The sequence below is a fragment of the Dactylosporangium sp. McL0621 genome (assembly GCF_049995355.1).
Classification (GTDB): Bacteria; Actinomycetota; Actinomycetes; order Mycobacteriales; family Micromonosporaceae; genus Dactylosporangium.
In genome coordinates this window covers 7,000,590-7,022,355 of the sequence record NZ_CP188259.1, presented here as the reverse complement: position 1 = coordinate 7,022,355, position 21,766 = coordinate 7,000,590, and the positions used below count along the sequence as shown (strand labels likewise).

General features: G+C 73.6%; 25 protein-coding genes. 10 read left to right on the top strand and 15 right to left on the bottom strand.

Going from position 1 to position 21,766, the window contains the following annotated elements:
- Positions 1 to 24 precede the first annotated feature (24 nt).
- The 4 genes from treS to ACPPVO_RS33115 all read right to left on the bottom strand — a co-directional run bounded on the left by treS (position 25) and on the right by ACPPVO_RS33115 (position 4,027).
- Complete coding sequence (gene treS / locus ACPPVO_RS33130; protein ID WP_426502479.1) at positions 25 to 2,073, bottom strand: maltose alpha-D-glucosyltransferase; 2,049 nt, start codon at positions 2,071 to 2,073, stop codon at positions 25 to 27.
- Between the two features lie 66 nt (positions 2,074 to 2,139).
- Positions 2,140 to 2,790: a class I SAM-dependent methyltransferase gene (locus ACPPVO_RS33125; protein WP_426502478.1), complete on the bottom strand. Its 651-nt coding sequence runs from the start codon at positions 2,788 to 2,790 to the stop codon at positions 2,140 to 2,142.
- Between the two features lie 7 nt (positions 2,791 to 2,797).
- The gene (locus tag ACPPVO_RS33120; RefSeq protein ID WP_426502477.1) at positions 2,798 to 3,181 is read right to left on the bottom strand and encodes a hypothetical protein; all 384 of its coding nucleotides are present in this window, start codon (positions 3,179 to 3,181) and stop codon (positions 2,798 to 2,800) included.
- Positions 3,182 to 3,199: 18 nt separating this feature from the next.
- Entirely contained in the window at positions 3,200 to 4,027 is an 828-nt protein-coding gene (locus ACPPVO_RS33115; protein WP_426502476.1) for a helix-turn-helix transcriptional regulator, read from the bottom strand.
- Between the two features lie 10 nt (positions 4,028 to 4,037).
- Between ACPPVO_RS33115 and ACPPVO_RS33110 the strand changes: the two genes are divergently transcribed.
- Both ACPPVO_RS33110 and ACPPVO_RS33105 read left to right on the top strand, forming a co-directional pair.
- Positions 4,038 to 4,886 carry a dienelactone hydrolase family protein gene (locus tag ACPPVO_RS33110; protein WP_426502475.1) on the top strand — a complete coding sequence of 283 codons (849 nt, stop codon included), beginning with the start codon at positions 4,038 to 4,040 and terminating at the stop codon, positions 4,884 to 4,886.
- Positions 4,883 to 5,266: a carboxymuconolactone decarboxylase family protein gene (locus ACPPVO_RS33105; protein WP_426502474.1), complete on the top strand. Its 384-nt coding sequence runs from the start codon at positions 4,883 to 4,885 to the stop codon at positions 5,264 to 5,266. Before ACPPVO_RS33110 ends, ACPPVO_RS33105 begins: the two co-directional genes overlap by 4 nt.
- Positions 5,267 to 5,322: 56 nt before the next feature.
- Here ACPPVO_RS33105 and ACPPVO_RS33100 read toward each other — a convergent pair whose 3' ends face one another.
- Entirely contained in the window at positions 5,323 to 5,697 is a 375-nt protein-coding gene (locus ACPPVO_RS33100) for a CU044_2847 family protein (RefSeq protein ID WP_426502473.1), read from the bottom strand.
- A gap of 61 nt (positions 5,698 to 5,758) precedes the next feature.
- On the opposite strand from ACPPVO_RS33100, the gene ACPPVO_RS33095 reads away from it, so the two are divergent.
- Genes ACPPVO_RS33095 through ACPPVO_RS33085 form a run of 3 tightly spaced genes read left to right on the top strand, consistent with a single transcriptional unit; the run spans position 5,759 to position 10,921 of the window.
- A complete protein-coding gene (locus tag ACPPVO_RS33095; RefSeq protein ID WP_426502472.1) occupies positions 5,759 to 9,781 on the top strand; it encodes a tetratricopeptide repeat protein in 4,023 nt (1,340 codons plus the stop codon).
- Complete coding sequence (locus ACPPVO_RS33090) at positions 9,696 to 10,289, top strand: hypothetical protein (protein ID WP_426502471.1); 594 nt, start codon at positions 9,696 to 9,698, stop codon at positions 10,287 to 10,289. Before ACPPVO_RS33095 ends, ACPPVO_RS33090 begins: the two co-directional genes overlap by 86 nt.
- The gene (locus ACPPVO_RS33085) at positions 10,274 to 10,921 is read left to right on the top strand and encodes a DUF4253 domain-containing protein (protein WP_426502470.1); all 648 of its coding nucleotides are present in this window, start codon (positions 10,274 to 10,276) and stop codon (positions 10,919 to 10,921) included. The genes ACPPVO_RS33090 and ACPPVO_RS33085 overlap by 16 nt, the downstream gene beginning before the upstream one ends.
- A gap of 1 nt (position 10,922) precedes the next feature.
- Here ACPPVO_RS33085 and ACPPVO_RS33080 read toward each other — a convergent pair whose 3' ends face one another.
- Genes ACPPVO_RS33080 through ACPPVO_RS33065 form a run of 4 tightly spaced genes read right to left on the bottom strand, consistent with a single transcriptional unit; the run spans position 10,923 to position 14,204 of the window.
- Positions 10,923 to 11,171 carry a hypothetical protein gene (locus ACPPVO_RS33080; protein ID WP_426502469.1) on the bottom strand — a complete coding sequence of 83 codons (249 nt, stop codon included), beginning with the start codon at positions 11,169 to 11,171 and terminating at the stop codon, positions 10,923 to 10,925.
- A gap of 51 nt (positions 11,172 to 11,222) precedes the next feature.
- Positions 11,223 to 12,029 (bottom strand): metallophosphoesterase family protein, encoded by an 807-nt coding sequence (locus tag ACPPVO_RS33075; protein ID WP_426502468.1) that lies wholly within the window; start codon positions 12,027 to 12,029, stop codon positions 11,223 to 11,225.
- Positions 12,026 to 12,910, bottom strand: coding sequence for a diacylglycerol/lipid kinase family protein (locus ACPPVO_RS33070; protein WP_426502467.1), 885 nt, complete (start codon positions 12,908 to 12,910; stop codon positions 12,026 to 12,028). Before ACPPVO_RS33070 ends, ACPPVO_RS33075 begins: the two co-directional genes overlap by 4 nt.
- Positions 12,911 to 12,920: 10 nt before the next feature.
- Positions 12,921 to 14,204, bottom strand: a complete 1,284-nt coding sequence (locus ACPPVO_RS33065) for an enoyl-CoA hydratase/isomerase family protein (protein ID WP_426502466.1) — start codon at positions 14,202 to 14,204, stop codon at positions 12,921 to 12,923.
- A 51-nt stretch (positions 14,205 to 14,255) separates the two neighbouring features.
- Here ACPPVO_RS33065 and ACPPVO_RS33060 point away from each other — a divergent pair, with 51 nt between their 5' ends.
- The gene (locus ACPPVO_RS33060) at positions 14,256 to 14,570 is read left to right on the top strand and encodes an ArsR/SmtB family transcription factor (protein WP_426502465.1); all 315 of its coding nucleotides are present in this window, start codon (positions 14,256 to 14,258) and stop codon (positions 14,568 to 14,570) included.
- A gap of 9 nt (positions 14,571 to 14,579) precedes the next feature.
- On the opposite strand, the gene ACPPVO_RS33055 is transcribed toward ACPPVO_RS33060, so the two are convergent.
- The gene (locus tag ACPPVO_RS33055; protein ID WP_426502464.1) at positions 14,580 to 15,146 is read right to left on the bottom strand and encodes a hypothetical protein; all 567 of its coding nucleotides are present in this window, start codon (positions 15,144 to 15,146) and stop codon (positions 14,580 to 14,582) included.
- Positions 15,147 to 15,244: 98 nt separating this feature from the next.
- Here ACPPVO_RS33055 and ACPPVO_RS33050 point away from each other — a divergent pair, with 98 nt between their 5' ends.
- Positions 15,245 to 16,078 (top strand): M15 family metallopeptidase, encoded by an 834-nt coding sequence (locus ACPPVO_RS33050; RefSeq protein WP_426502463.1) that lies wholly within the window; start codon positions 15,245 to 15,247, stop codon positions 16,076 to 16,078.
- Here the strand turns inward: ACPPVO_RS33050 and ACPPVO_RS33045 are convergent.
- From ACPPVO_RS33045 to ACPPVO_RS33035, 3 genes are all read right to left on the bottom strand, one after another.
- On the bottom strand, positions 16,071 to 16,424 hold the full coding sequence (locus ACPPVO_RS33045) for a hypothetical protein (protein WP_426502462.1): 354 nt from the start codon (positions 16,422 to 16,424) through the stop codon (positions 16,071 to 16,073). The genes ACPPVO_RS33050 and ACPPVO_RS33045 overlap by 8 nt on opposite strands.
- 192 nt (positions 16,425 to 16,616) lie before the next feature.
- Entirely contained in the window at positions 16,617 to 17,564 is a 948-nt protein-coding gene (locus tag ACPPVO_RS33040) for a phosphotransferase (RefSeq protein WP_426502461.1), read from the bottom strand.
- Positions 17,561 to 17,932, bottom strand: coding sequence for a winged helix-turn-helix transcriptional regulator (locus ACPPVO_RS33035; protein WP_426502460.1), 372 nt, complete (start codon positions 17,930 to 17,932; stop codon positions 17,561 to 17,563). The genes ACPPVO_RS33040 and ACPPVO_RS33035 overlap by 4 nt, the downstream gene beginning before the upstream one ends.
- 66 nt (positions 17,933 to 17,998) lie before the next feature.
- On the opposite strand from ACPPVO_RS33035, the gene ACPPVO_RS33030 reads away from it, so the two are divergent.
- Positions 17,999 to 18,865 (top strand): aldo/keto reductase family oxidoreductase, encoded by an 867-nt coding sequence (locus tag ACPPVO_RS33030; protein WP_426502459.1) that lies wholly within the window; start codon positions 17,999 to 18,001, stop codon positions 18,863 to 18,865.
- Here ACPPVO_RS33030 and ACPPVO_RS33025 read toward each other — a convergent pair.
- Entirely contained in the window at positions 18,862 to 19,701 is an 840-nt protein-coding gene (locus ACPPVO_RS33025) for an NAD(P)H-binding protein (protein WP_426502458.1), read from the bottom strand. The two genes, ACPPVO_RS33030 and ACPPVO_RS33025, sit on opposite strands and share 4 nt — an antisense overlap.
- Before the next feature lie 83 nt (positions 19,702 to 19,784).
- Between ACPPVO_RS33025 and ACPPVO_RS33020 the strand changes: the two genes are divergently transcribed.
- Positions 19,785 to 20,210, top strand: a complete 426-nt coding sequence (locus ACPPVO_RS33020) for a MarR family winged helix-turn-helix transcriptional regulator (RefSeq protein WP_426502457.1) — start codon at positions 19,785 to 19,787, stop codon at positions 20,208 to 20,210.
- 20 nt (positions 20,211 to 20,230) lie between these two features.
- Here the strand turns inward: ACPPVO_RS33020 and ACPPVO_RS33015 are convergent, their stop codons facing one another.
- Entirely contained in the window at positions 20,231 to 20,704 is a 474-nt protein-coding gene (locus ACPPVO_RS33015) for a carboxymuconolactone decarboxylase family protein (protein WP_426502456.1), read from the bottom strand.
- 137 nt (positions 20,705 to 20,841) lie between these two features.
- Between ACPPVO_RS33015 and ACPPVO_RS33010 the strand changes: the two genes are divergently transcribed.
- The gene (locus tag ACPPVO_RS33010) at positions 20,842 to 21,708 is read left to right on the top strand and encodes an RNA polymerase sigma-70 factor (protein WP_426502455.1); all 867 of its coding nucleotides are present in this window, start codon (positions 20,842 to 20,844) and stop codon (positions 21,706 to 21,708) included.
- Positions 21,709 to 21,766 lie beyond the last annotated feature (58 nt).

The window sequence follows — 21,766 nt, the reverse complement described above, 5'->3', positions numbered from 1 at the left end:
GCCCAAGATCGCTCCGTTCGCCGCTCATCCGGCGGCCAGCAGGGACCTTCCCCCGAACGGCGGCAGGACCACCTCGTCGACCCCGGCGACGACGTCGCCGGTGAGCGCGTCGACCATCGCCGCGCCGGACGGCAGATGCTCGGACGCCAGCCGGGCGACCGCGGCCCGGTCGGCGAAGTTCAGCACCGTGACCTGGGTCCGCCCGCCGTCGAGCCGGTGAACCATCGCCAGGACGGCCGGGTCGCCGGTGGCCGGCACGTCGAGCTGGACGCCGGTGGCGAGCCCGTGCTCGGAGCGCACCCGCAGGACCTGGGCCAGCCGGGACGCGAACGAGTCCGGATCGGCGAGCTGCTGGGGCAGGGCCCCGTAGAGGCTGGTGCCCCGCGGGATCTTCGACGGCGACTCGGTGGCCTCGGGCCGGTAGTCCATCAGGTCGTAGGCGGCGCGGTTGATCCACCGGGTGTCGCCCGAGGCGAGCAGCTCCGGGATGCGGGCCGCGGGCAGCGTGAGCACGCCGCACAGGTCCCAGCCGGACACCGCGAACACGCCGGGCTGCCACGCGTTGAACATGGCCAGCAGCAGGTGCGCCCGCTTGATCTTCTCCACCTGGGCCGGGGTCAGGGCCGTGAGGTCCCGGTGGCCGAGGACGGCCGCGATGATCGTGGCCATCGTCGAGGCGATGCCGTTGGTGGTGAAGATGCGGTTGTACGGCGCGGCCTCGCCGGTCAGCCGCTCGACCAGCTCCCGGCGGACGGTGGCGGCCAGGTCGGCGCCGGACACCCGGCCGCCGCGGAACGCGAACTCGTCCGCGCGGTGCGGGCCGGCGAAGTGGACCAGCTCATAGGTCATCTCGTCGTGGTTCTGCAGCGCGTGCACGAGGCGGACCGGCGGCAGGTCGAGGCGGCGCGCGAGGTTCAGCGTGAGCCGCAGGAACTCGGTGTCGGCGGTGGCCAGCGCGTGCACGTACGCGGGCCGGCTGACGAAGTCGTAGGAGAGGTCGGGGCCGCGCGCGGAGGTCTGGCGGATGTCCTCGATGGAGAGGTTCAGCTCCTGGAACGTGAACCCGCCGACCTTGCGGACCATGCTCGCGATGAGCTGGTTGACCACCTCGGACAGCGGATGGCCCTCCGACCACGCCGGCCGGCCCGGACGGCCCATCTCCACGCCGAGGAACCCGTTCGCGTCGAGCCGCAGCGCGCTGGCGCCGAGCGTGTCGAGCGAGTGCAGGGCGTCGCCGATGACCAGGCGCATCCCGGCGAACGTGGGGTCCAGCCAGTTGATGGACGGCTGCCCGTCCTTGAAGTAGTGCAGGTACACCCAGCGGCGGGGCACCGCGTCGACGCCCTCGACCCGGGCGGTGACGCTCCAGTTGGTGTCCTTGACGCCGTCCTCCTGGAACAGCACCCGCTGCAGCCGGCCGACGATGTACCCGGCCTGCTGCAGGCGCCGCTCGGCCTCGGCGGTGAGGTTCACCGAGTCCCGGCCCGGCGGCACGTCGGGCAGCAGGTGCCAGTCGGCGGCGGGGATCTCCACCATGTGGTAGATCCCGGGGTAGTCGCCGACCTTCATCTCGGCCAGCCGGAAGTCGGCGCCCTTACCGGTGTGCCCGGGGACGATGTCGTCGATGACGATCCCGCCGTGGTCGGCCGCCACCGCGCACATGCCGCGGAACTCGGCCTCGGTGCCGAACACCTCGTCGATGTCGGTACTGATCCGGTCGAAGTGCCCGTCCACGCTCGGCGTGGACTCCCGGCCGAACAGGCCCCCGGCCCGCTTCAGCGGACCGGTGTGCACCGCGCTGACGCCGATCGCCGCGAAGGCCCGCCACAGGTCGGTGTCGGCGAGGGTGCTCAGGAAGCTGTGCCCGGGCTTCGTGATCATCGACGGCGGGTACGCGGTGAACCAGACCGACGACCGGCCCATCACCGCGGCCGGGTTCGGGTTGCCGAACGGTGTCTGCCAGACCCCCGGTACCCCGGAGAACCCGCCGGAGATCCGTTCGGCCTTGGCCAGCATCGATCTGTCCTGCAGCCACTCGACGTAATCGTCGCCGCCCGCGCCGTTGTCGCTCATGCCCTGCCACCGCCCGTCCGTGCATCCACGATGCCCAGGACGGGCGGCGTCCCAAACCAAGGTTGCTCAGGGCGCGCTGCCGCTGCCCCAGTAGAACGGCCCGGAGGTCGGGTGGACCTCGATCCGCCAGCCGGCCGCGTCGAGCTGCCGTTCGAGGTCGGCGGGCGTGTGCGGGACCTTGAGGATCCGGTACGCCGTGCCGTCGGCGAGCCGGCGCCGGATGACCGGGGAGTGCTCGCCCTCGATGAGCTCGTCGTCGGTGCGGTACCAGTCGTCGACGAAGAACACCCGCCCGTCCGGCTCCAGGCAGTCGGCGACCAGCGACCAGAAGGACGCGAAGCGCTCGGCCGGCACGTGCGAGAGCCAGAAGCCGAAGAACACGACGTCGTACCGCCGGTCGGGCCGCCATTCGAACAGGTCGGCCCGCACGAACCGTACGGGCCGCCCCTCGACGCGGGACGCGGCGATGCCGAGCATCTCGGCCGACGCGTCCACGGCCGTGACGTCCGTGGCGTGCCGCAGCAGCTGGGGCGTCCAGGTGCCCGGGCCGCAGGCCAGCTCGAGCACGTGGCCGGCCGGACGGAAGTCGTCCAGGGCCTGGATCAGCTCGTCGCCGCCGGTGAAGGGCAGCGCGTGGTCGTCGTACTCGGCCGCAACCGCCTGGTAGAAGGCGGCCTGCTCCCCGAGCAGCGCCGTCAGCTGGTCACCGTCACTCATCCGTAGCTCAGTGCTCTCGGCGGCGCAGGCGGTCCTCGGCGTCCTTGATCCGCTCCCGGTTCAGCTTCTCCTCGAACCGGGCGTGCCGCTGCAGCAGCGCCGGCCGGTCGATGTCGACGTAGGCGCGGTCGCCCGGGTCGTACCGCATCGGCAGGGTGGACCCCACGACCTCGTCCTGCATCAGGTAGTGGGTGCGCTCGACCCGCGTGATCGTGGTCGTGGTGCCGTCGTCGAAGTACACCCGGAGCTTCAGCTTGTGGTTGGGCCGGACCACGCCGGAGACCCACCCCCACGGCTTCGACTCGAGCACGACGGCCTTGGCCGTGGCCCCGGCGCGCAGGAGCCGGCGGTGGCGCGGCAGGAGACGCAGCGGCCAGGGACGGTACATCACCGGCCGATCGTAGGACAGCTACTCAAGCAGCGCCGGGGTGGACCACATGGCCAGGAGCTCGAGGGACTGCTCGGCCGGGGTGCCCGGGTCGGCGAAGAACATCACGACGCGCTGGGTCGCCGACGGCAGGTCCAGGTTCTCGAAGCGCAGCGTCAGCTCGCCCACCGCGGGGTGCCGGAACCGTTTCGTACCGTGGGTCCGCTCGCGCACGTCGCGCCGCGACCACAGGGTGCGGAAGTCCTCGCTGCGCATAGTGAGCTCGCCCAGCAGCGTCGCGAGGGGCTCGTCGTGCGGATGCCGGCCGGCCACCAGGCGCAGCTGGCCCACCGTGGCCCGGGCCACCTCCGGCCAGTCCGCGAAGCGCTCCCGGGCGGCCGGGTCGAGGAACGCGAAGCGGGCCAGGTTGCGCTGCCGGACGGGGGCGGCGTCGAAGTCGAAGAAGAGCGCGGCGGCGAGGCGGTTCCCGGCCAGGACGTCGAGGCGGTGGTCGATCAGCAGCGCCGGGACGCGGTCCAGGGTCGCCAGCAGCCGCACGAGCTCCGGGCGGGCGCGCTCGGCGGGCCGGGGGCGCGGGGCGGCGCCGCGGGAGCGGCCCAGGTCGAAGAGGTGGGCCCGCTCGTCGTGGTCGAGCCGCAGGGCGGCCGCGAGGGTGGTGAGGACCTCGTCGGACGGGCGCTGGGCGCGGCCCTGTTCGAGGCGGACGTAGTACTCGACGCTGATGCCCGCCAGCTGCGCGACCTCCTCCCGGCGCAGGCCCGGCACCCGCCGCCGGGGCCCGGCGAGGGGCGGGCGCGCCCGGGCCCGCCGGGACTTGAGGAAGTCGCCCAGCTCGCGGCCGTTGTCCATGCCGACCAGTATGCCGACCCGCCGCCCCGCGATCCTGGCCCGGCCAGTACCAGTATCGCCGATTCCCCTGCTCGGCCGGGGTCTGGTGGCCGTCGCCGCCCGGCTCCAGGCTGGGCCCATGTGCCACACCAACGAGAGCCGGCCGCCGGCCGCGCCGAACGCCGGGGCCGTCGAGCACGCCGCGCCCATCGAGCTCACCGCCGCCGACGGGACCGTCTTCGGCGCCTACGCGGCCGTGCCCGCCGCCCCCAACGGCCGCAACGTCGTGATCCTGCCGGACGTGCGCGGCGTGCATGCGTACTACCGCGCCCTCGCCGAGCGTTTCGCCGAGGCCGGCCTCGGCGCGGTCGCGGTCGACTACTACGGGCGCACGGCCGGCGCCGGCGCCCGCGGGGACGACTTCGACTGGCCGGCGCACCTGCCGCTCGTCCGGCCGGACGAGGTCACCCTGGACGTGCGGGCGGCGATGTCGTACCTGGACAAGGCCAACCCCGGCGCGACGTTCACGGTCGGGTTCTGCTTCGGCGGCGGCCTCTCCTGGCGGCTGGCGGCGAGCGACCTCGACCTGGCCGGCGCGATCGGCTTCTACGGGCGTCCCGAGCAGGTCACCGACGTGCTCGACCGCCTGCACCGGCCGCTGCTGCTGCTGCTGGCCGGCGACGACGCCGCCACGCCGCAGTCGGACTTCCGGGCCCTGGCCGGGCACCTGACCGCGGCGGGCGCCGAGCACGAGCTGCACACGTACGAGGGCGCGCCGCACTCGTTCTTCGACCGCTCGTCGGCCGAGTGGTCCGCCGCCTGCGACGACGCCTGGCGCCGGGTCCTCGACTTCACCGAGCGCAACGGGTCGCACGCATGAGCCGCTACGAGCGCGGCGCCGCCCGCATCCGCGAGCTCGACGGCGAGAATCCCGAGCGCCGTCAGGAGGTCTACGCGGCGCTCGCCCGCATCGCCCCGGACCTGCCGCGGTTCGCCGTCGAGTTCGCGTACGGCGACATCCACAGCCGCCCCGGCCTCGACCCGGCCCGCCGCGAGCTCGTCATCCTCGGCGTCCTCGTCGGCCTGGGCGATACGCGGCAGCAGCTGGCCTCGCACCTGAGGAGCGCCCTGAACGCCGGGCTGACCCGGGACGAGCTGGTGGAGGCGGTCCTGCAGACGCTGCCGTACGCGGGCTTCCCCCGCGCCATCAACGCCATGGAGGTGCTGTCCGGGATCGGTACACCCCGCTCCGACGGCTGACGCCCTCGCTGCCCAGGGTGGCACCTACCTCGACAGCGGCGACCGGTTCCGTGTCGCTACCCGACCGGGCCTGTCGCGGGGTCGCCGTCCCCGTCATCGTCGTCAGAGGTCGCCGGCGCAGCTCCGTCCCTATCCCAACTCAGGGTGACGCGCAAGCTTGCCTTCGCGGCTGCCTCGGCGAGGATGCTCACCACCTTGCCGCTCTTGGCTGCCAGTTCGATCCTGAACTCGACGCTGAGTTGATCAGGACGCGCCGCGGTGACGGCGCTGTGCACTGAGCTCGCAACCGCGCGCACTGTGTCGGTCAGGTCGTCCAACTGGAGGGCCGCCGCGGTGTCGCGCCAGGACACGTCGGACGGGCCGTCATCGACGGTGACCCGGGCCCAGACCTCTTGGCCGTCGGGAAATTGCAGCCGGACCGGTTCGGACATGTCGGCTCCCTGAAGATCGGAAATCTTTTCCGGCAATCAGGTTCCCCGATACGCTCCGGGCATGCAAGGCGACGGATCGTCACCCACGGATCTGATCGTTTCGACCATTTTTGCGGTGTTCAGCGGGGAACGTTTCGCCGGCACCGGCTTCTTCGTCGGGCCCGGCCTCGGCCTCACGTGCGCGCACGTTGTGTCCGGGTCGGGGCCGCTCCGCATTCGCTATCGAGATGCTGACCTGCCGGCAGTCGTCGTGTCCGTCCACCCACCGCAGCCCGGTGACCGCCGGCTGTACCCGCTGCCGGATCTTGCGTTTCTTGAGATCGACGCCGGGCCTGCGCACCCGACGGTCCTGCTCTCGCCGCGGTCGCCTCAGCCTGGCGGCCGGCTTTACAGCCTCGGTTTTGCGATCAGCGACGCGCCGGGCGGGGACGGGCCGCGCCTGGAGGGGCTGCTCGTCGAGGTCGCCGGGCCCGCGGGCGAGGCAGTCCGTGTGCGAGGGGACCAGATCGTGCCGGGGCTGAGTGGCAGCCCGATGCTCGATCTGGATGAGGGCCGGGTCTGCGCGGTACTGAAGACCTCTCGCAACGTGCGCGAGGTTCACGGCGGCTGGGCCGTGCCGGTCGATCTCGCCGAGGCATGTCGGCCGGGCCTGCGCGCGGCGAACCTCAGGCACCACCCGCCAGGCACTGCCTGGCGCGAGGTCGCGGACGGCCGTGCCGAAGCGACCCGGATGGTCTTCGCGACGCGGCGGCCGAACGAGCCCCCGCCCCGTCCGGCCGACCCGCCACCGTCGTGGTGGCTCAACCCGCGCAACCGGGCGGTGGCGTACCTCCGACCTGAGCGCTACGACGACCTGCTGGGCTGGTGCCGTCGGCGCGCGCCCGGCTATCTCGTCCGGCTGGTCGTCGCAGGTGGCGGTACCGGCAAGACCCGGCTCGCGCTTGAGCTGCGCGAGGCGTTGGCCGCCGAGGGCTGGATTGCCGGACTCGTCTCCCTTCCCGCCGACGTACAGCGCATCGCCGCACGGCTGCCCGAGGCGGCCGAGCGGCACCGGGTCATGGTTGCTGTCGACTATGCCGAGACGCTCGGGGCCGAAATTGGCGGGCTCGTCCACGCGGTCGAGGGGTGCCCAGCCGGATCGGTCCGCATCCTGCTGCTGGCTCGGGCGGTCGGCCCGTGGTGGCAGCAGCTGCTCTGGCCGTGGGCAAGCCAACCGCTCATCGATCCGGATGCGGTCCTACTCGACGAGATCGGCGCCGACCAGCGGATAGCGGTCGCCGAGGCGGCCTACCGGACCTTCCGGGCGGAGGTGCCGGGCGCGGACCGCGACGCTCCGCCGCAGCTGCCGCCAGCACTGCGGCACTTGGCCGAGTCTCAGGTGCGCCCCCTTGACCTGCATTCGATTGCGCTGCTCGGCGTGCTCGGCGGCGATGCAACGGACCCGCTACATGGTGTCCTCGGGCACGAGTTGCACTACGCCGAGCGGGCGCTCGCTGCCCGTGCCGAGGTTCCGGCCGGGGCGAACGACGACGTCGTTGAGCGACTCGCGCTGGTGCCAACGCTGGCCGCGGCCCCGGACCGTCCGACCGCCGTCGCCGTGGTGCAACGGCTCGCCGACCCGCTCCGGCGGAAGTTCGCCGCGCCAGAGTCAGTCGCAGTCACCCTCGCCAATCTCTACCCAGCGGACAACTCGGGCGCATTCTGGGGGCAGCTGCGACCCGACCGGCTTGCCGAGCGGCTGCTCCAAGACGTCGCCAAGGGCTTCGGGTCCACTCGCCCGACCTGCGACTACCTGCTCGCCGCGCTCGGCCCGGAGTCGCCGAGCGGGGCTTTCGCGGCGATCGCATTGATCTTCCGCGCGGCAACGGCCCAGGACCGGGTGGAGGAAGGTCTGCTCGGCGTGCTGCGCCAGCTCGCCGACGACGATCCACCGAACATCGCCCCGGCGCTGCTGGTTACATCCACTACTGAGGCCAGCGGATCGCGCCTGCTCGGCCTGCTCCGCGACGGCCTGCCACGCTGGGACCGGTCGACCGTGCAGGCCCTCAACGACCACCTGCCCGCCAACTTTCTGGACTTTGCCCACTATGCCAGGTTCGGCCTCGCCGTGCTGCGTCGTCTCGACGCGCTGCTCGCCGACGACGACGGCGTCGCGGCAGATCACCGACGCGCGGAGAACTCCCTCGAACTGGGCAGGGCGCTGCGGCGTACCGGATCTGTCAGCGAGTCGATCGAGTGGTACCGCCGTGCCCGGGACACGTTCCGTGCCGCCGCCACCACCGAACCCGCGGCGTACGTCGGCCGGTGGGCGGCCGCCGTCACCGGCATCGGCCTCGCTTACTTCGGCTGGCATCGGTACGACCTCGCCGAGGAAGCGTTGGTGGAGGCCGTCGAGGTCTGGCGGCGGGACGTTGCAATACGGGCGGTGCCGGACGCTCACGATGGGTTGGCCACCGCCCTCGGCAATCTTGCCCAAGCCCTGCTGGCCCAGCGCCGCGACGCCGCCGCCGCCGAGCTGGCTAGGGAGGCGGTGCGTATTCGCCGGATGCTTGTCGCGCAGGACCCGGCACGTCAGGCCGGGCTGGTCAACAGCCTGACCACACTCGGCGAGGTGCTGATCGCGAGGAACCGCTACGAGGAGGCGGCCGACCTGGCGCGGGAGGCCGTCAACGGTGTCGTGCGCTCGGGCTCGATGAACAACACTGTCGTTGCCGAGCGGGCGGCTGCTGCGTGGAGCTGTCTGGGAGTTTGCCTGGCCCGCATGGGCGACGTGGAGGCCGCGATCCCTCTCCTCACCCAGGCGGCCGAGCTGCAGCTGCAGCTCGCCGGGCATCGGGCCGACACCTCGGTCGAAGACGTGACGGCCACTCTGTTCGCCCTCACCGGCGTCTTCGCGGACGGGGACCAGTACGGTGAGGCGCGTCGATGGATGCAGCAGCTGCACCGGCTGCTCCAAGTGGCCGCCTCCGGCAATCTCGCGCTGCTTCCGCTCTACGCACATGTCGTCGGGCGTTACGCCGAGTTGCTATTGCTGGAGGGAGATGATCTCGGCGAGGCGCTGCGGCTGAGCGCCTGGGCTTTCGAGCGGCGCGACGCGCGTATCGGCCAGCACGGTCGAGACAGCCGCGAGACTCCCGTTTACCTGGCCCTCGTCCACGCGAAGGTTCTGCAGGCCGTCTCGCAACTGCCGGCCGCGCACGCGGCGGCTGAGGAGGCGGTCACCCGTTGCCGGCTCCTCGTCAGCTCGTTTGACGGCGCGTTCCACAGCATGCTCGCGCAGGCACTGGTCACGCAGCACAACATCGACGACGCGCTCGGTAACCACGAGGCCGCGCTGCGGGCCGGTATCGAGGCGGTCGCCATCTGGGAGCAGCTCGTGGCCGAAGGCGCTGAGCCGTTCGGGGTGGAGTTGGCCGGGGCTCTTGCGCTCGTGGGCACCGATCTGCTGAACCTTGGCCGGCGCGCCGACGCGGCCGCTGCGGCGATTCAGTGCCGAGGGTTGGCCGCCGGCCGCACCGGCCCGCGGTGGCGCGAGGCCATGGCAGCTGCCTGCCGGGTGCAGATGATGGCGATGAAGGACTCGGACCCGGCATCTGCGGTATCCGCGGGCCGCCGGGCCGTGCGGATGTTCCGCGAGCTCAACGACGAGCGGCCGAAGCGGTACGGCCCGTCCCTGGCCGAGGCATGGACCGATCTCGGCTTCGCCTATAGCGCGGCGGGACATCCTGCGGAGGCGTTGCAGGCCAGCATCGACGCGGTGGACGCGATCGAGTCGTACATCGGGGAGGGCGGCCTGGACGGCGAGCGGGTCTACGCCAAGTGCCTGCGTAACCTCGGCTGGGACCTGCACCACGCGGGCCGCCCAGCGGAGGCCGCGCGATGCTCGCGACAGGCGATCGCGGTACTGGAGACCCTGCCCAGCCAACAGCGGACCGACCTGTTGGAGATCAGGGGCACGGCTAGCAACCTCGTGGACCAGTGCCTGGCGATGGGGGACTATGAAGGCGCCGGTGCCGCCCAACGCCTTGTGGCGCGGATCGACGATTTCCTCGGCCGGCCAGACGATTTCCTCGGCCGGCCATAGGTTGGACCCGGCCGGCCCGTGGTCGCGAGCGATCCGGCGGGACGGTCGCCGCGCGCTGTGTAACCTCAGCCAGCGGCTCCTTGTTGATAAGCCCTGCTTCACCATCAGCGGCGGTGTCCTGCTCGCGGCGGCCAGCGCCGGGATGGCCGTCGCGCCCGGCACCGGCTCGGCGCAGGGCTGGCTGTCGGCGACGTTGACGAGCGCGGTGGCGGCGGTCACCACCATCCAGATCACCGACGCCGGCGGCACCGTCCTGGCCACGTTCGTCACCTCGAAGACGACCCAGAACGTGGTGTACTCCGGGCCGAAGTTAACCAGCGGCACGCAGTACAAGGTCTACACCGGCGGCACCGCGACCGGCACGAGCACCGGCGGACTGGCCCAGTCCGGCTCCCTAGGCTCGGCAGTCCTGGTCGCGACCGTCACCGCGGACCAGGCTCCGGCGGGCAACGGCTTCGGCGGCGGGCGGCGCCGGCCCGGTACGGTGCCTGGGTGCTGCACCAGCTGATGACGACGCCGGGCGGCGTTCCTGTGCACGGCTTCGCGGTTCCGGCCGCGCAGGCCCGCTCGTGGTGGCGGCGGCTGCGGCCCCGGCACGCCACGACGGGCCTGTGGCCGCTGCTCATGGACCCGGACACGCCCGCCGAGCTCGCGGCCATGGCCGGGGACCCGGGCCCCGAGCCGTGGGAGGAGCCGCCCGGCCGCCCCGCGGCGCTGGGCCGGCCGCCGACGGAGCTCGACCTGGACGAGCTCGAGGCGGGGGAGTGGCCGGAGGTGTACGACCGGCCGCGGGAGCCGGACGAGGGCACGGCGGTGGTCGCCCTGCTCCCGGTCGCGGCGCCCTGGCGGATTCCGCTGCTGCTCGGGTACGGCGATTGGAACGGCTACCCGGCCCCGCCCGCCCACGCCGCGATGCTGCACCACTTCCACACCCGCTACGGCGCCGAGCCGGTGATCCTGACCCGCGACAGCCTCGAGTTCACGGTGGCCCGCCCGCCGCTGGACCGCCGCGCGGCGGTGGCCCTGGCCTGGGACTACGAGATGTACACGGACGCGCTGGACCTGCACGGCCTCGACTCCCTGCCGGAGCTGGCCGCCGTCCTGCTGGGCGCGACCGTGTGGCGGGCCTGGTGGGACTGAGCTACCCCGGCGGCGAGATGCGCACCCGGGCCAGCCCGCGGGCGGTACCCACGACGAGCTCGTGGTGGTGGCCGCAGAGCAGGAAGAGGTTCTCGTACCTTTCCCGCTCGGCCCGGGTCAGCGGCGAGCCCCCGCACGGGCCGTTGGGGCTCTCGCCGACGATGTGCGCCATCTCCCCGAGCGCGGCGACCCGGTCGGCGCCGGAGGCCTCGGCGGTCAGCGCGGCGCGGCAGCCGGGGAAGGCGCACATGTCGCCCGAGCGCTGGAACAGCTTGCGCTGCTCGGAGACCGGTACCGCCGTCTAGGCCCCGGCCGCCGTCCAGGTGTGGCCGTCGCGGGCGTAGCCGGTGCGCTCGTGGGTGGCGAAGCGGTCGCCGTCGAAGCGGCGGTTCGTCACCGTGAGCCGGTCGCCGTCGGCCTCGATCAGGTTGTAGCTGTTGGGCTCGCCCTTGAGCCGGCTGGACAGGGCGGTGCCGGACTGCGCCACCACGAGACCGCCGGCGGTACCGCTGTAGGCGAGATGGACGTGCCCGCCGAGCAGCAGGTCCGCCCGCCGGTGCAGCGAGCGCAGGGCCAGGGCTGACCGGCCGACCAGCCCGCGGCGCCGGCCAGGCCCGGTGAGCAGGAACGGGTGGTGCGCGACGACGACCCGCAGCGCGCCCGCGGGTGCGGCCTCGAACGCCGACACGATCGCGGCCAGCTGCGCGGCGTCGACCCGGCCCCGCGACCAGTCGGTGTGGAAGGTCCACCGCCGGGCCGTGTTCACCCCGACCGCGACCAGCCCGGCGGCGGTGTGCACGGTCGCGCCGAGCGGGTCGGTGCCGATGTGCGACCGCCAGCGCCGCCACGGCCGCGCGAACCGGGACCAGACCCGCCACCCGGGCAGGTCGTGGTTGCCGGGCACGACCAGCGCCGGCGCCGGCAGCTCGTCGAGGAACGCCCGGGCGGCCCGGAACTCCGCCGCCCGCGCCGTCTGGGTCAGGTCGCCGCAGACCGCGACCAGCGTTGGCGCCGCCTCGCGCAGCTCGGCCAGCAACGCCCGCGCGACTTGGGGCACGTCGCGGCCGAAGTGCAGGTCGGAGATCTGCGCGATGCGCACGGCGCTCACGCGGACGCCTTCGGCGCGAGCACCGCCAGGGCCCGGGGCCGGATCTCGTAGCGCAGCGGCAGGGACAGCTGCGCGATCTCACCGTCGCTCATGACACTCATGTACCCAAACGGCGAGCGCACCTGCACCACGGTGCCGTCGTAGCGCCGGATCCGCGGGTCGCGCTGCCAGGTGCCGTCGAACAGCCGGGCGGCGACCACGGCCAGGTCCCACCGGGTGCGGTCGCGGGTGACGTACACGGCGAGCCGTCCGGCGTCGAGCCGGTCGCGGCCCGGGATCGGCGCGGGCCCGGCGGCGAGGGGGTTGCACGACACCACCGCCGCGCGGGTGCGTGCCTCGTGCTCCTGCCCGTCGACCACGAACGTGAGCCGCATCCTGGGATAGCGCCGCAGGACCCGCAGCGCCCGGCCCAGCAGCCGCAGCGGGCCCGGCCCGCCGCCGCCGCGGGCGTGCTCGCGCAGCCGGCCGAGGTGCGGCATCATCGCGAGCATCGAGCTGCACAGGAACACCTGACCGTTGACGGTGGCCACGTCGATCCGCGCGACCGGCGCGGTGAGCAGCGCGTCCACGGCGTCGTCCAGATCGGTCGGCAGCCCCAGGTCCCGCGCGAGCACGTTCATCGTCCCGCCGGGCAGGATGCCGAGCGGGACCTCCTGCCCGATCATGATTTCGGCGACCGCGCGCACGGTACCGTCACCGCCGGCCACGATCAGCGCGCCCGGCCCCTGAGCGAGCAGCTCCCGCACGTCGGCCGCGAGCGTGTCCGGGTCGAACGCGCGCAGCTCGGCGGTCACCCCGCGCCGCTCGAACAGCCCGGCGAGCCGGTCCGGGCCGAGCAGCGCGCCGGAGCGGGCGTTGTACACCACGCACACGTGATCCACAGGGCGCAGTCTATGGGTGCCGATCCGGCCGCCGGCCTTCGGCGTGCAGGACGCCGCCGGTCCAGGCCGGGAAACCGGCCGCGAGCACCGAGGCGACGTCGGCGCCGGCCGGGTCGATCCGCAGGCCGTCGGCGAGGGCGCGGCGGGCGGCGGCGGCCATGGCGGCGGGGTCGGGGCCGGCGTCCAGGAGGGTCTGCACGAACGAGACTCGGCCGGCGTGGATCAGCACGGGGATGCCGCCCTTCGCGCGGACCTCGGAGACGAGCCCGGCGTCGGTGATCTCGACGACCGGGGCGTCGGGGTCGAAGAACACCGCGGCGAGAGGGTCGGCGACGATCTGCGGGAACTCGCGCCGGGCGGCCGGCCCGCCTGGGGCGGGAACGCCGGCGGGTGCCCCGGCGACCGCACGCATCGCATAGAACAGGTGCGCCAGGTCCGGGAACTCGGGCGCAGTCAGCAACGCCCGGCAGGCCGCCGTCTCGATCTCGAAGGCCTCGTCCAGCGGCGCCGCGGCGCTGTGCACCGCCACCTCCAGCACCGCGGCGAGCGCACGCACCGGCGACCCGGCCGAGCGGCGTCGCACCTGTGCGGCCAGGCCCGGCGGCTCCGCGGTACCCCCGGGAATCGCATAGCCGGGCCGCTCCCACCGCTGCACGAAGTGCCCGGCCGGCTGGGCCAGCACCCAGGCCCGCGCCGCCGCGACCACGTCGTCGGCCAGCTCGTCCACCAGGCCGGCGGCCAGCGCCTGCGCGGGGTGGTACGCCGTGCCCGGCCCGACGATCTCCAGCACCGTCGCGGCGATCCCGAACATCCGGGTGGCCCGGACCGTGCCGCCACCGGCGGGAAGGATGCCCATGCCGGTCTCGGCGAGCGCCCACACGACCGACGGGTCGTCCGGGCCGACCCGGTAGTGGCAGGCCAGGGCCAGCTCGAAGCCGCCGCCGAGCGCGGAGCCGTTGAGCGCGGCGGCGACCGGCCGGCCCAGGGTCTCCAGCCGGCGCGCCTGGTCGCGCAGCGGCGTCAGCAGGTCGTAGGTGCCGGCCGCCTCGTCCGGGGTGATCTCGTCCGGCGCGAAGTCGGGGCCGGCGATGAAGGAGCGTTTCGCGGAGGTGAGCACGACGCCGCGCAGCCGGCCGAGCTGCCGGGTGAGGTCGTCGAGGCAGGCGCCGAGCCCGTCGTAGTGGCGCCGGTTGAGCATGTTCGCGGTGCGGCCGGGGTCGTCGAGGGTCACGGTGACGACGCCGTCGGCGCCCCAGGACCAGCGTGCCGAGCCAGACTGTTGGACATCCGTCATACCGTCAACATAGGCGATGGTATGACGGATATCCAACTGTAGGGTGGGGGCATGGCCCGGGAGGACGACGCGATGCCGGACATCGCCGACGTGACAATGGTCGAGGTGCTGCGGGCCGTCGCCGACCCGATCCGCCTGCGCATCGTGCAGACGCTCGCCGACGGCCGGGCGCACGGCAAGTGCGGCACCCACTGGGACTTCGGCGTGCACAAGTCGACGATGACGCACCACTTCCGCACCCTGCGGCAGGCGGGCCTGACCCGCACCGTCGTGGCCGGCCGCACCCACACCGTCGAGCTGCGCCGCGACGAGCTCGACGCCCGTTTTCCCGGCCTGATCGACGCCCTGACCACCGGCACCGGGTGAAGGCCCGCCTCAGTCGTCGAACAGCGCGGTGGCCCGGCTCGCGGCGTCCAGGACGAGGGCGGCGTCGAGCTCGGCGGTCGTCTCGGCGATCCCGCGCGCCGGCCACTCGCAGACCACGTCGAGCCGGCCGGGCGGCGGCAGCGGCCACACCCAGTACGACTGCTCGTGCCGGTGCAGGCCGCCGTGCCCGCCCTCCGGCACCAGCCGCGGCCCCGCATCGCTCTCGTCGGACGGGCCGGGGTCGAGGTTCGTCACGACGGTACCGTCGGCGAAGCGCAGCCCGAAGCGCAGGAAGTCCTCCGGCACCGGCCCCGGCCCGAAGCGGCGCAGGAAGCCGCCGGACCCGAACGCGGTGCGGTGGCGCAGCGGCTCCCGCGTGTACGCGGTCACCACGAGCTGGAAGCCGTTCGGGTAGGCCCGCAGGTCGCCGAGGGTGAGCACGAGGTCGTCGGTGCGGGCGAGGATCACCGTGTCCGCGACGGCGCCGGGCAGGACCGTCTCGGGCCGGGCCCACGCGGGGCGGCGCGGCTCCGGCGGGGGCGGCGGCGGCTCGGGCCGCTGGTCGAAGAATCCCATGGACCCGAGTCTCGCACCACGCGGCGCGGACGTCCGCCGGGTGGCTTCCGCGGTGCCCGGGGCCGCATCGACCGGCGCGGACGCCGAATACTCCCCGGATGCGCCTGCTGATCGCCGTGATGGCCTGCCTGCTGCTGGCTGCGTGCGCGGGCCCGGCGGACCCGCCGGTGTCGGCGCCGGTGTCACCGCCCTCCGCCCCGGTTCCGGTGTCGCCGCCGGCGCCGAGCCCGTCCGTCACGCCGTCGTCGGCCAAGCTGCCGGCCGGCTTCGTGGACCTGGCCGACGTGGACGACAGCATCCTGGCCGACATCCGGTACGCCACCCCGCACAACTTCGTCGGCCGGCCCGTCACCGGGTACCTGCGGCCGCGCTGCCTGCTCGCGCGCCAGGCGGCCGAGGCCCTGCACCGGGTGCAGCAGAACGCCCAGGCGCGCGGGTACAGCCTCAAGGTGTACGACTGCTACCGCCCCCAGCAGGCCGTCGACGACTTCGTGGCCTGGTCCGGCGACGCCGACCAGCGCATGAAGGGCGAGTTCTACCCGCGGGAGGACAAGTCCGCGCTGTTCGACGACGGGTACATCGGCGGCCCCACCGCGCACAGCCGGGGTAGCACACTCGACCTGACGCTGGTGGCGACGCCGGCCCGCACCCAGCCGCCGTTCCGCGCGGACGACCCGCTGGTGTCGTGCACCGCCCCGGCCGGCACGCGGTTCCCGGACAACAGCATCGACATGGGTACCGGCTTCGACTGCTTCGACCCGCTGGCGCACACGGCGGCGACGGGCGTGACCGCCGCCGAGCGCGCCAACCGCACCCTGCTGACCGGCCTGATGTCGGCGGGCGGCTTCACCAACTACCCGAAGGAGTGGTGGCACTACACCCTCGACGGCGAGCCGTTCCCGGACACCTACTACAACTTCCCGGTCACGTGAGGAGCAGCTTCGTGCCCGCCGCGATGAGCCGCTGGATCGTCGGCGCCTGCGACTCGGCCTTCGCGTCCGTCGCGTTGACCGAGTACACCAGGCGGGTCGCGGCGTCGGCGGTGGCGGCGATCGCGGCGCTGTAGCCGTAGCGGGCGCCGGACTTACCCGCGGTGGCCGTCGGCGGCGCACCCGCGGCCCCGTCCGGCGGGCCGGCGATCGCGTCGCGGATCGGCGCGTACCACTGCGGGTCCGCGGCCGGCGGCGCGGCCCACGAGGCGGTACCGAGGCCGGTGGCGGCGGCGGCACCGCCGAGCGCGGCGATGGCGAGCAGGCTTCTGCGGGGCAACGTCGTCATGCGCCGAGGCTCACAGCCCGCGGGTAAACGGACATCCAGGGATACCCCGATCGAGATCCCTGATCTGCCACCGCGGGTACGCCAAGATGGTCGGGCTGCTCCGGCGCCACACCACGTCGTGGTGGCTGGCCGCGATGACCGATGCCGGCGCACACAGCGGCCCGGTCGGCAGCCTCCTCGGCTACGGCACGCTCAGCCTGGCCCACGACCCGACCCGGTACCAGGTCGGCTACACAACCTCGGTCCTGGGCCGGGCGCAGCTGGTGGTGCTGGCGTACCAGAGCGGCCTGGTCCAGGCGGGGGACCGGCTGCCCTGAGGGCCGCGGCGAGGAACGCGTCGCGGCGGAGCGTGGCGTGGGGGCTGTACAGCTGCGTCGGCGTGTTCAGCGCCGCCACGGCGTCCCAGTACGGGACGTGCGCGGCGCGCGTGCCGCTCGCCAGCTCCCAGCCCTCCAGGACGTGGCCGGGGGCGTCGTCGTCGTACAGGATCGCGACCTGCTTGCGCAGCTCGCCGAGGTCCACGCCGGGGTGGCCGACCCCGGCGGTCTTCCAGTCGATGAGGGCGCAGACCTCGCCGCCCCGCACGAGGGTGTTGCCGGGCCACACGTCGCCGTGGACGAACACGGCGGGCGCCCGCGGCGGCTCGATCGCCCGCACCCGTTCGTCGGCCCGCCGCAGCAGCGCGGTCGTGGGCATCCGGCCTTCGCGGCGGTCCGCGGCGAAGTCGTCGACCGCGATGGGCCGGGGCCGCCACGGCAGCTCCGGCCGCGGCTCGATCGTGACGGCGTGGACCCGGGCGATCGCGGCGCCGGCCGAGCGCAGCAGCGCGACGGAGGGCGCGGCGGGCCACGTGCTCGTCCCGGGTAGCACGGTCTCCAGGGTCGTCGTCGCCCCGGCCGCGAGCAGGCGCGGGGCCGGCAGCCCGTGCCGCGCGGCGACGACGAGCGCGGCCGCGTTCGTCGCGATCTGCTCGAGGGTGACCCGGCTGCTCGGGGTGCGCAGGATCGCCGGGTGCACCGACCCGTCGGGCGCCGTGATCTCGACCCACCACGGGCTTTCCCCGCCGTGCAGCGATCGAGCGGCCTCAGTCTTACCCTTCCCGCACCGCACGACTGTGACCCGGTCCGGGTCGGCTGTCAAGCGCCGCGGTCGTAGGTCTCCCGGTGGGCGTGCACGTCGTCCATGTGCGTCTCGGCCCAGGCCTTCAGGCCCCGGATCGTGTCGTGCAGCGAGTGGCCGAGGCCGGTCAGCTCGTACGACACCGTCACCGGCACGGTCGCCACCACGGTCCGCGTGACGAGGCCGTCGCGCTCCAGGGCGCGCAGCGTCTGGGTCAGCATCTTCTGGCTGACGCCGTCGAGGCGGCGGGCCAGCTCCGAGTACCGCAGCGGTCGCGGTTCGCCGTCGCAGTCGCGAAGGGCGGCCAGGACCAGCGTGACCCACTTGTTCGCGATCCGGTCGAGCAGCTGGCGGCTCGGGCACTGCGCCAGGAAAGCGTCGTACTGCATCTGGGTTCCTTACGAACTTTGAGGTGCCTTCTTCCCAATAGGAAGCTACTCCTCGAGAGTTGCGGCATGGAAACGACTGCACTTCCCGGCGGCACGTGGACCCTGGGCGACCTGACCGTGACCCGGTTCGGCTACGGCGCCATGCAGCTCGCCGGGCCCTGGGTCATGGGGCCGCCGGCCGACCACGACGGGGCGCTCGCCGTCCTCCGCGCGGCCGTCGAGCTCGGCATCACCCACATCGACACATCCGACGCCTACGGGCCGCACATCACGAACCGGCTGATCCGGGAGGCGCTGCACCCGTACCCCGGCGCGCTGCACATCGTCACGAAGGTCGGCGCGAACCGCGACCCGCAGGGCGGCTGGCCCCCGGCCCGTGACCCGCAGAGCCTGCGCCGGGCCGTGCAGGCCAACCTCGACAACCTCGGTCTCGAGGTACTGGACCTGGTCAACCTCCGGCTCGGCAACGCCGAGGGGCCCCGGGCCGGGTCGCTCGCCGAGGCGTTCGGGACGCTCGCCGAGCTGCAGGGGCAGGGCCTGATCCGCCACCTCGGCCTGAGCAACGCGACGCCGGAGCAGGTCGCCGAGGCGCAGGCGATCGCGCCGATCGTGTGTGTGCAGAACATGTACAACCTCGCGTACCGCCACGACGACGGCCTGGTCGACGCGCTCGCCGGCCAGGGCGTCGCCTATGTGCCGTTCTTCCCGCTCGGTGGGTTCAGCCCGCTGCAGTCCTCGGCGCTGTCGGCCGTGGCCGCCCGGCTGGAGGCGACCCCGATGGCGGTGGCGCTGGCCTGGCTGCTGCGGCGCTCGCCGAACATCCTGCTGATCCCCGGTACGTCGTCCGTGGCCCACCTGCGCGAGAACGCCGCGGGCGCGGGACTGTCGCTCTCCGACGACGACCGCGCCGAGCTGGACAAGATCGGAGGTTAGTTCCGGAATCGGTACGCGTTGCGCTCGCACCAGTCCGCGAAGGTTCGCGGGGCCCGGCCGAGCAGCCGCCGTACGGTGTCGGTGCGCAGCCCCCGGGTGTCCGCGCGCATGAGCGTGAAGCCCTCCAGGATCGCCTCGGCCAGGGCCGGTGGGGCGCCGTCCGGGAAGCGGGCCCGCACCGCCTCGGCCGGGGTGGCCGCGGTGCGCACCGCGAGGTCGCGGCCGAGCGCGGCGCCGAGCACGCGGACCTGCTCGGCGACGGTGAACGTCTCCTCCCCGGTGAGCATGTACCCGGCGCCGGCGTGCCCGTCCTCGGTCAGGGCCAGGGCGGCCACGGCGGCGATGTCGGCCGGGTCGATCGGGGCGTACCGGCCCGGCCCCGTCGGGTCGAGCACGCAGCCCTCGTCCCGGATCGTCGCCCGCCAGTCCAGCGCGTTGGTCATGAAGCCGCCGGGGCGCAGGAACGTCGCCGGTATGCCGCAGCCGCGGATGAGCTCCTCCCGCTCGTGGTGCCACCGGCCCATGGCCGGCATCGGGTCGCCGAGGACGTTGAACGACGACAGGTGCACGATGCGCCCGACGCCGGCCTCACGCGCCGCGGCCACGGCGTGCTCGGTGTGCCGCCGGCCGATGCCCGGCGTCACCAGGAACAGCGCGGACGCGCCGGCGAACGCCGCCGGTAGCGTCTCGGGCCGGTCCAGGTCGGCGACGACGACCTCGGCGGTCCGGGGGAGGGCCGCGGCGCGGGCGGGATCGCGCGCGAGGGCGCGGCAGGGCCCGAGGATCGCGGCCAGCTCGCGGCCGACGTTCCCGGTGGCGCCGGTGATGAGTAACATGGGACTCCTGTTCGTGTACCGGTTAACGACTACGGGCACGAACGCTAACCGGTTAACGATCTGTTCGTCAACGAGGGGGCGGGATGCCGGACTTCCTGGACCTGCACGGCCGCACGTCGAAGCAGGTGCGGGCGCTGACCGAGGCCCGCCTCCAGCGCCACGGCCTGCACCTGGGGCAGGACCGCCTGCTCGCCGAGCTGTGGGAGCGCGACGGCCGCACCCCGGGGGAGATCGCCACCGCCGCCGGCGTGACGACCCCCGCCGTGGTGAAGATGGCCGGCCGCATGGTCGAGGCCGGCTGGATCGCCAAGCGCGGCGACGAGCGCGACAGCCGCCTGGTCCGGCTCTGGCTCACCGACGCCGGCCGGGCCCTGCGGGAGCCGGTCGAGGCCGAGCGCCGCTGGGTCGACGAGCAGATCACCGCGGACCTCACCGCCGGCGAGCGTCGCGACCTGATCGCCGCCCTGGCCAAGGTCCACGCCGCGGCGCGCGCCCTCGCGGCCGGCTGACGGCGATCCGCCGCTCGGGGTCAGCCGAACATGCCGGGTTCGTAGGAGCCGCCCGGGTTGTGCACGATCACGCCGAGGCGGTTGGCCGCGTTGATCATGGCGACCAGGTAGACCAGGGCGGCGACCTGGTCGTCGTCGTAGTGCTTGCGCACCTGCGCCCAGGTGTCGTCGGAGACGCCCTCGTGGGCGTCGGCCAGCCTCGTGCCCTCCTCCGCGAGCGCCAGCGCGGCCCGCTCGGCCTCGGTGAAGACGGTCGAGTGGCGCCAGGCGGCGACCAGGTTGATGCGCACCGACGTCTCGCCGGCGTGCGCGGCGTCCTTGGTGTGGTAGTCGACGCAGAAGCCGCAGCCGTTGATCTGGCTCGCGCGCAGCATCACCAGGTCCTGCACGTCGCGGGGCAGCGGCGACTGCTGGATGGCCAGGCTGACGTTGGAGAAGCGCTTGCCGATCTTCGCGCCGAGCTCGTTGGTCATCAGGTCGAAGCGGGGTTCCATGGGCTGTCCTCACCGGTCGTTGGTGTTCGGTCGGACATGAAGATGCCGGCGGCGCGACCCCTGTGACCGTGCGGCAGTGTGGCCCGCGCCACGCGCCGGCGGTGTCACAGGGCGGCGGTGACCGGCATCGTGTGGGTATGGACCCGGCCACCGAGGCGTTCCTCGCCCACCGCAACCTGCTGTTCACCGTCGCGTACGAGATGCTCGGGTCGGCCGCCGACGCCGAGGACGCGCTCCAGGAGACCTGGCTGCGCTGGGTCGACGTCGACCTCGACACGGTGCGGGACCAGCGGGCGTACCTGGTGCGGATCACGACGCGCCAGGCGCTGGGCCGGCTGCGCACGCTCAGCCGCCGCCGGGAGTCCTACGTCGGGCCCTGGCTGCCCGAGCCGTTGCTGACCGCGCCCGACGTGGCCGAGGACGTCGAGCTGGCCGACAGCGTCTCGATGGCGATGCTGCTGGTGCTGGAGACCCTGAACCCGACCGAGCGGGCGGTCTTCGTCCTGCGGGAGGTGTTCGACCTCGAGTACGACGAGATCGCCGGGGCCGTCGACAAGAACCCGGCCGCGGTCCGGCAGATCGCGCACCGCGCCCGGGCGCACGTGGCCGCGCGCCGGCCGCGGGGCGACGTGTCGGCCGTCGAGTCCCGGGCCGCGCTGGAGGCGTTCCGGCTGGCGGTGGAGACCGGTGACCTGCAGCGCCTGCTCGACGTACTGTCGCCGGATGTTGTGCTCCTGACCGACGGCGGCGGCGTCCGGCCGGCCGCGCTGGATCCCGTGGTGGGGGCCGGGCGGGTGGCCGCCGTGCTGGGCCGGATCGCCGCCGCGGCGTCACTGCGGCCGGCACAGGTCAACGGCTGCCCGGCGCTGATCCTGCGGCTGGACGGCGCGGTCGATGCCGTCATCGCGCTGCGCATCGACGACGAGCTCGTGAGCGGCCTCTACGTCGTGCGCAACCCCGAGAAGCTGTCGCGGGTCGAGCGCGAGAGCCTGCTGAGCCGCTGAGACCGGCGTGTGGGCAATGGCGGCGATCCACTTTCGTGGGAGCGATCCCACGGGTAGC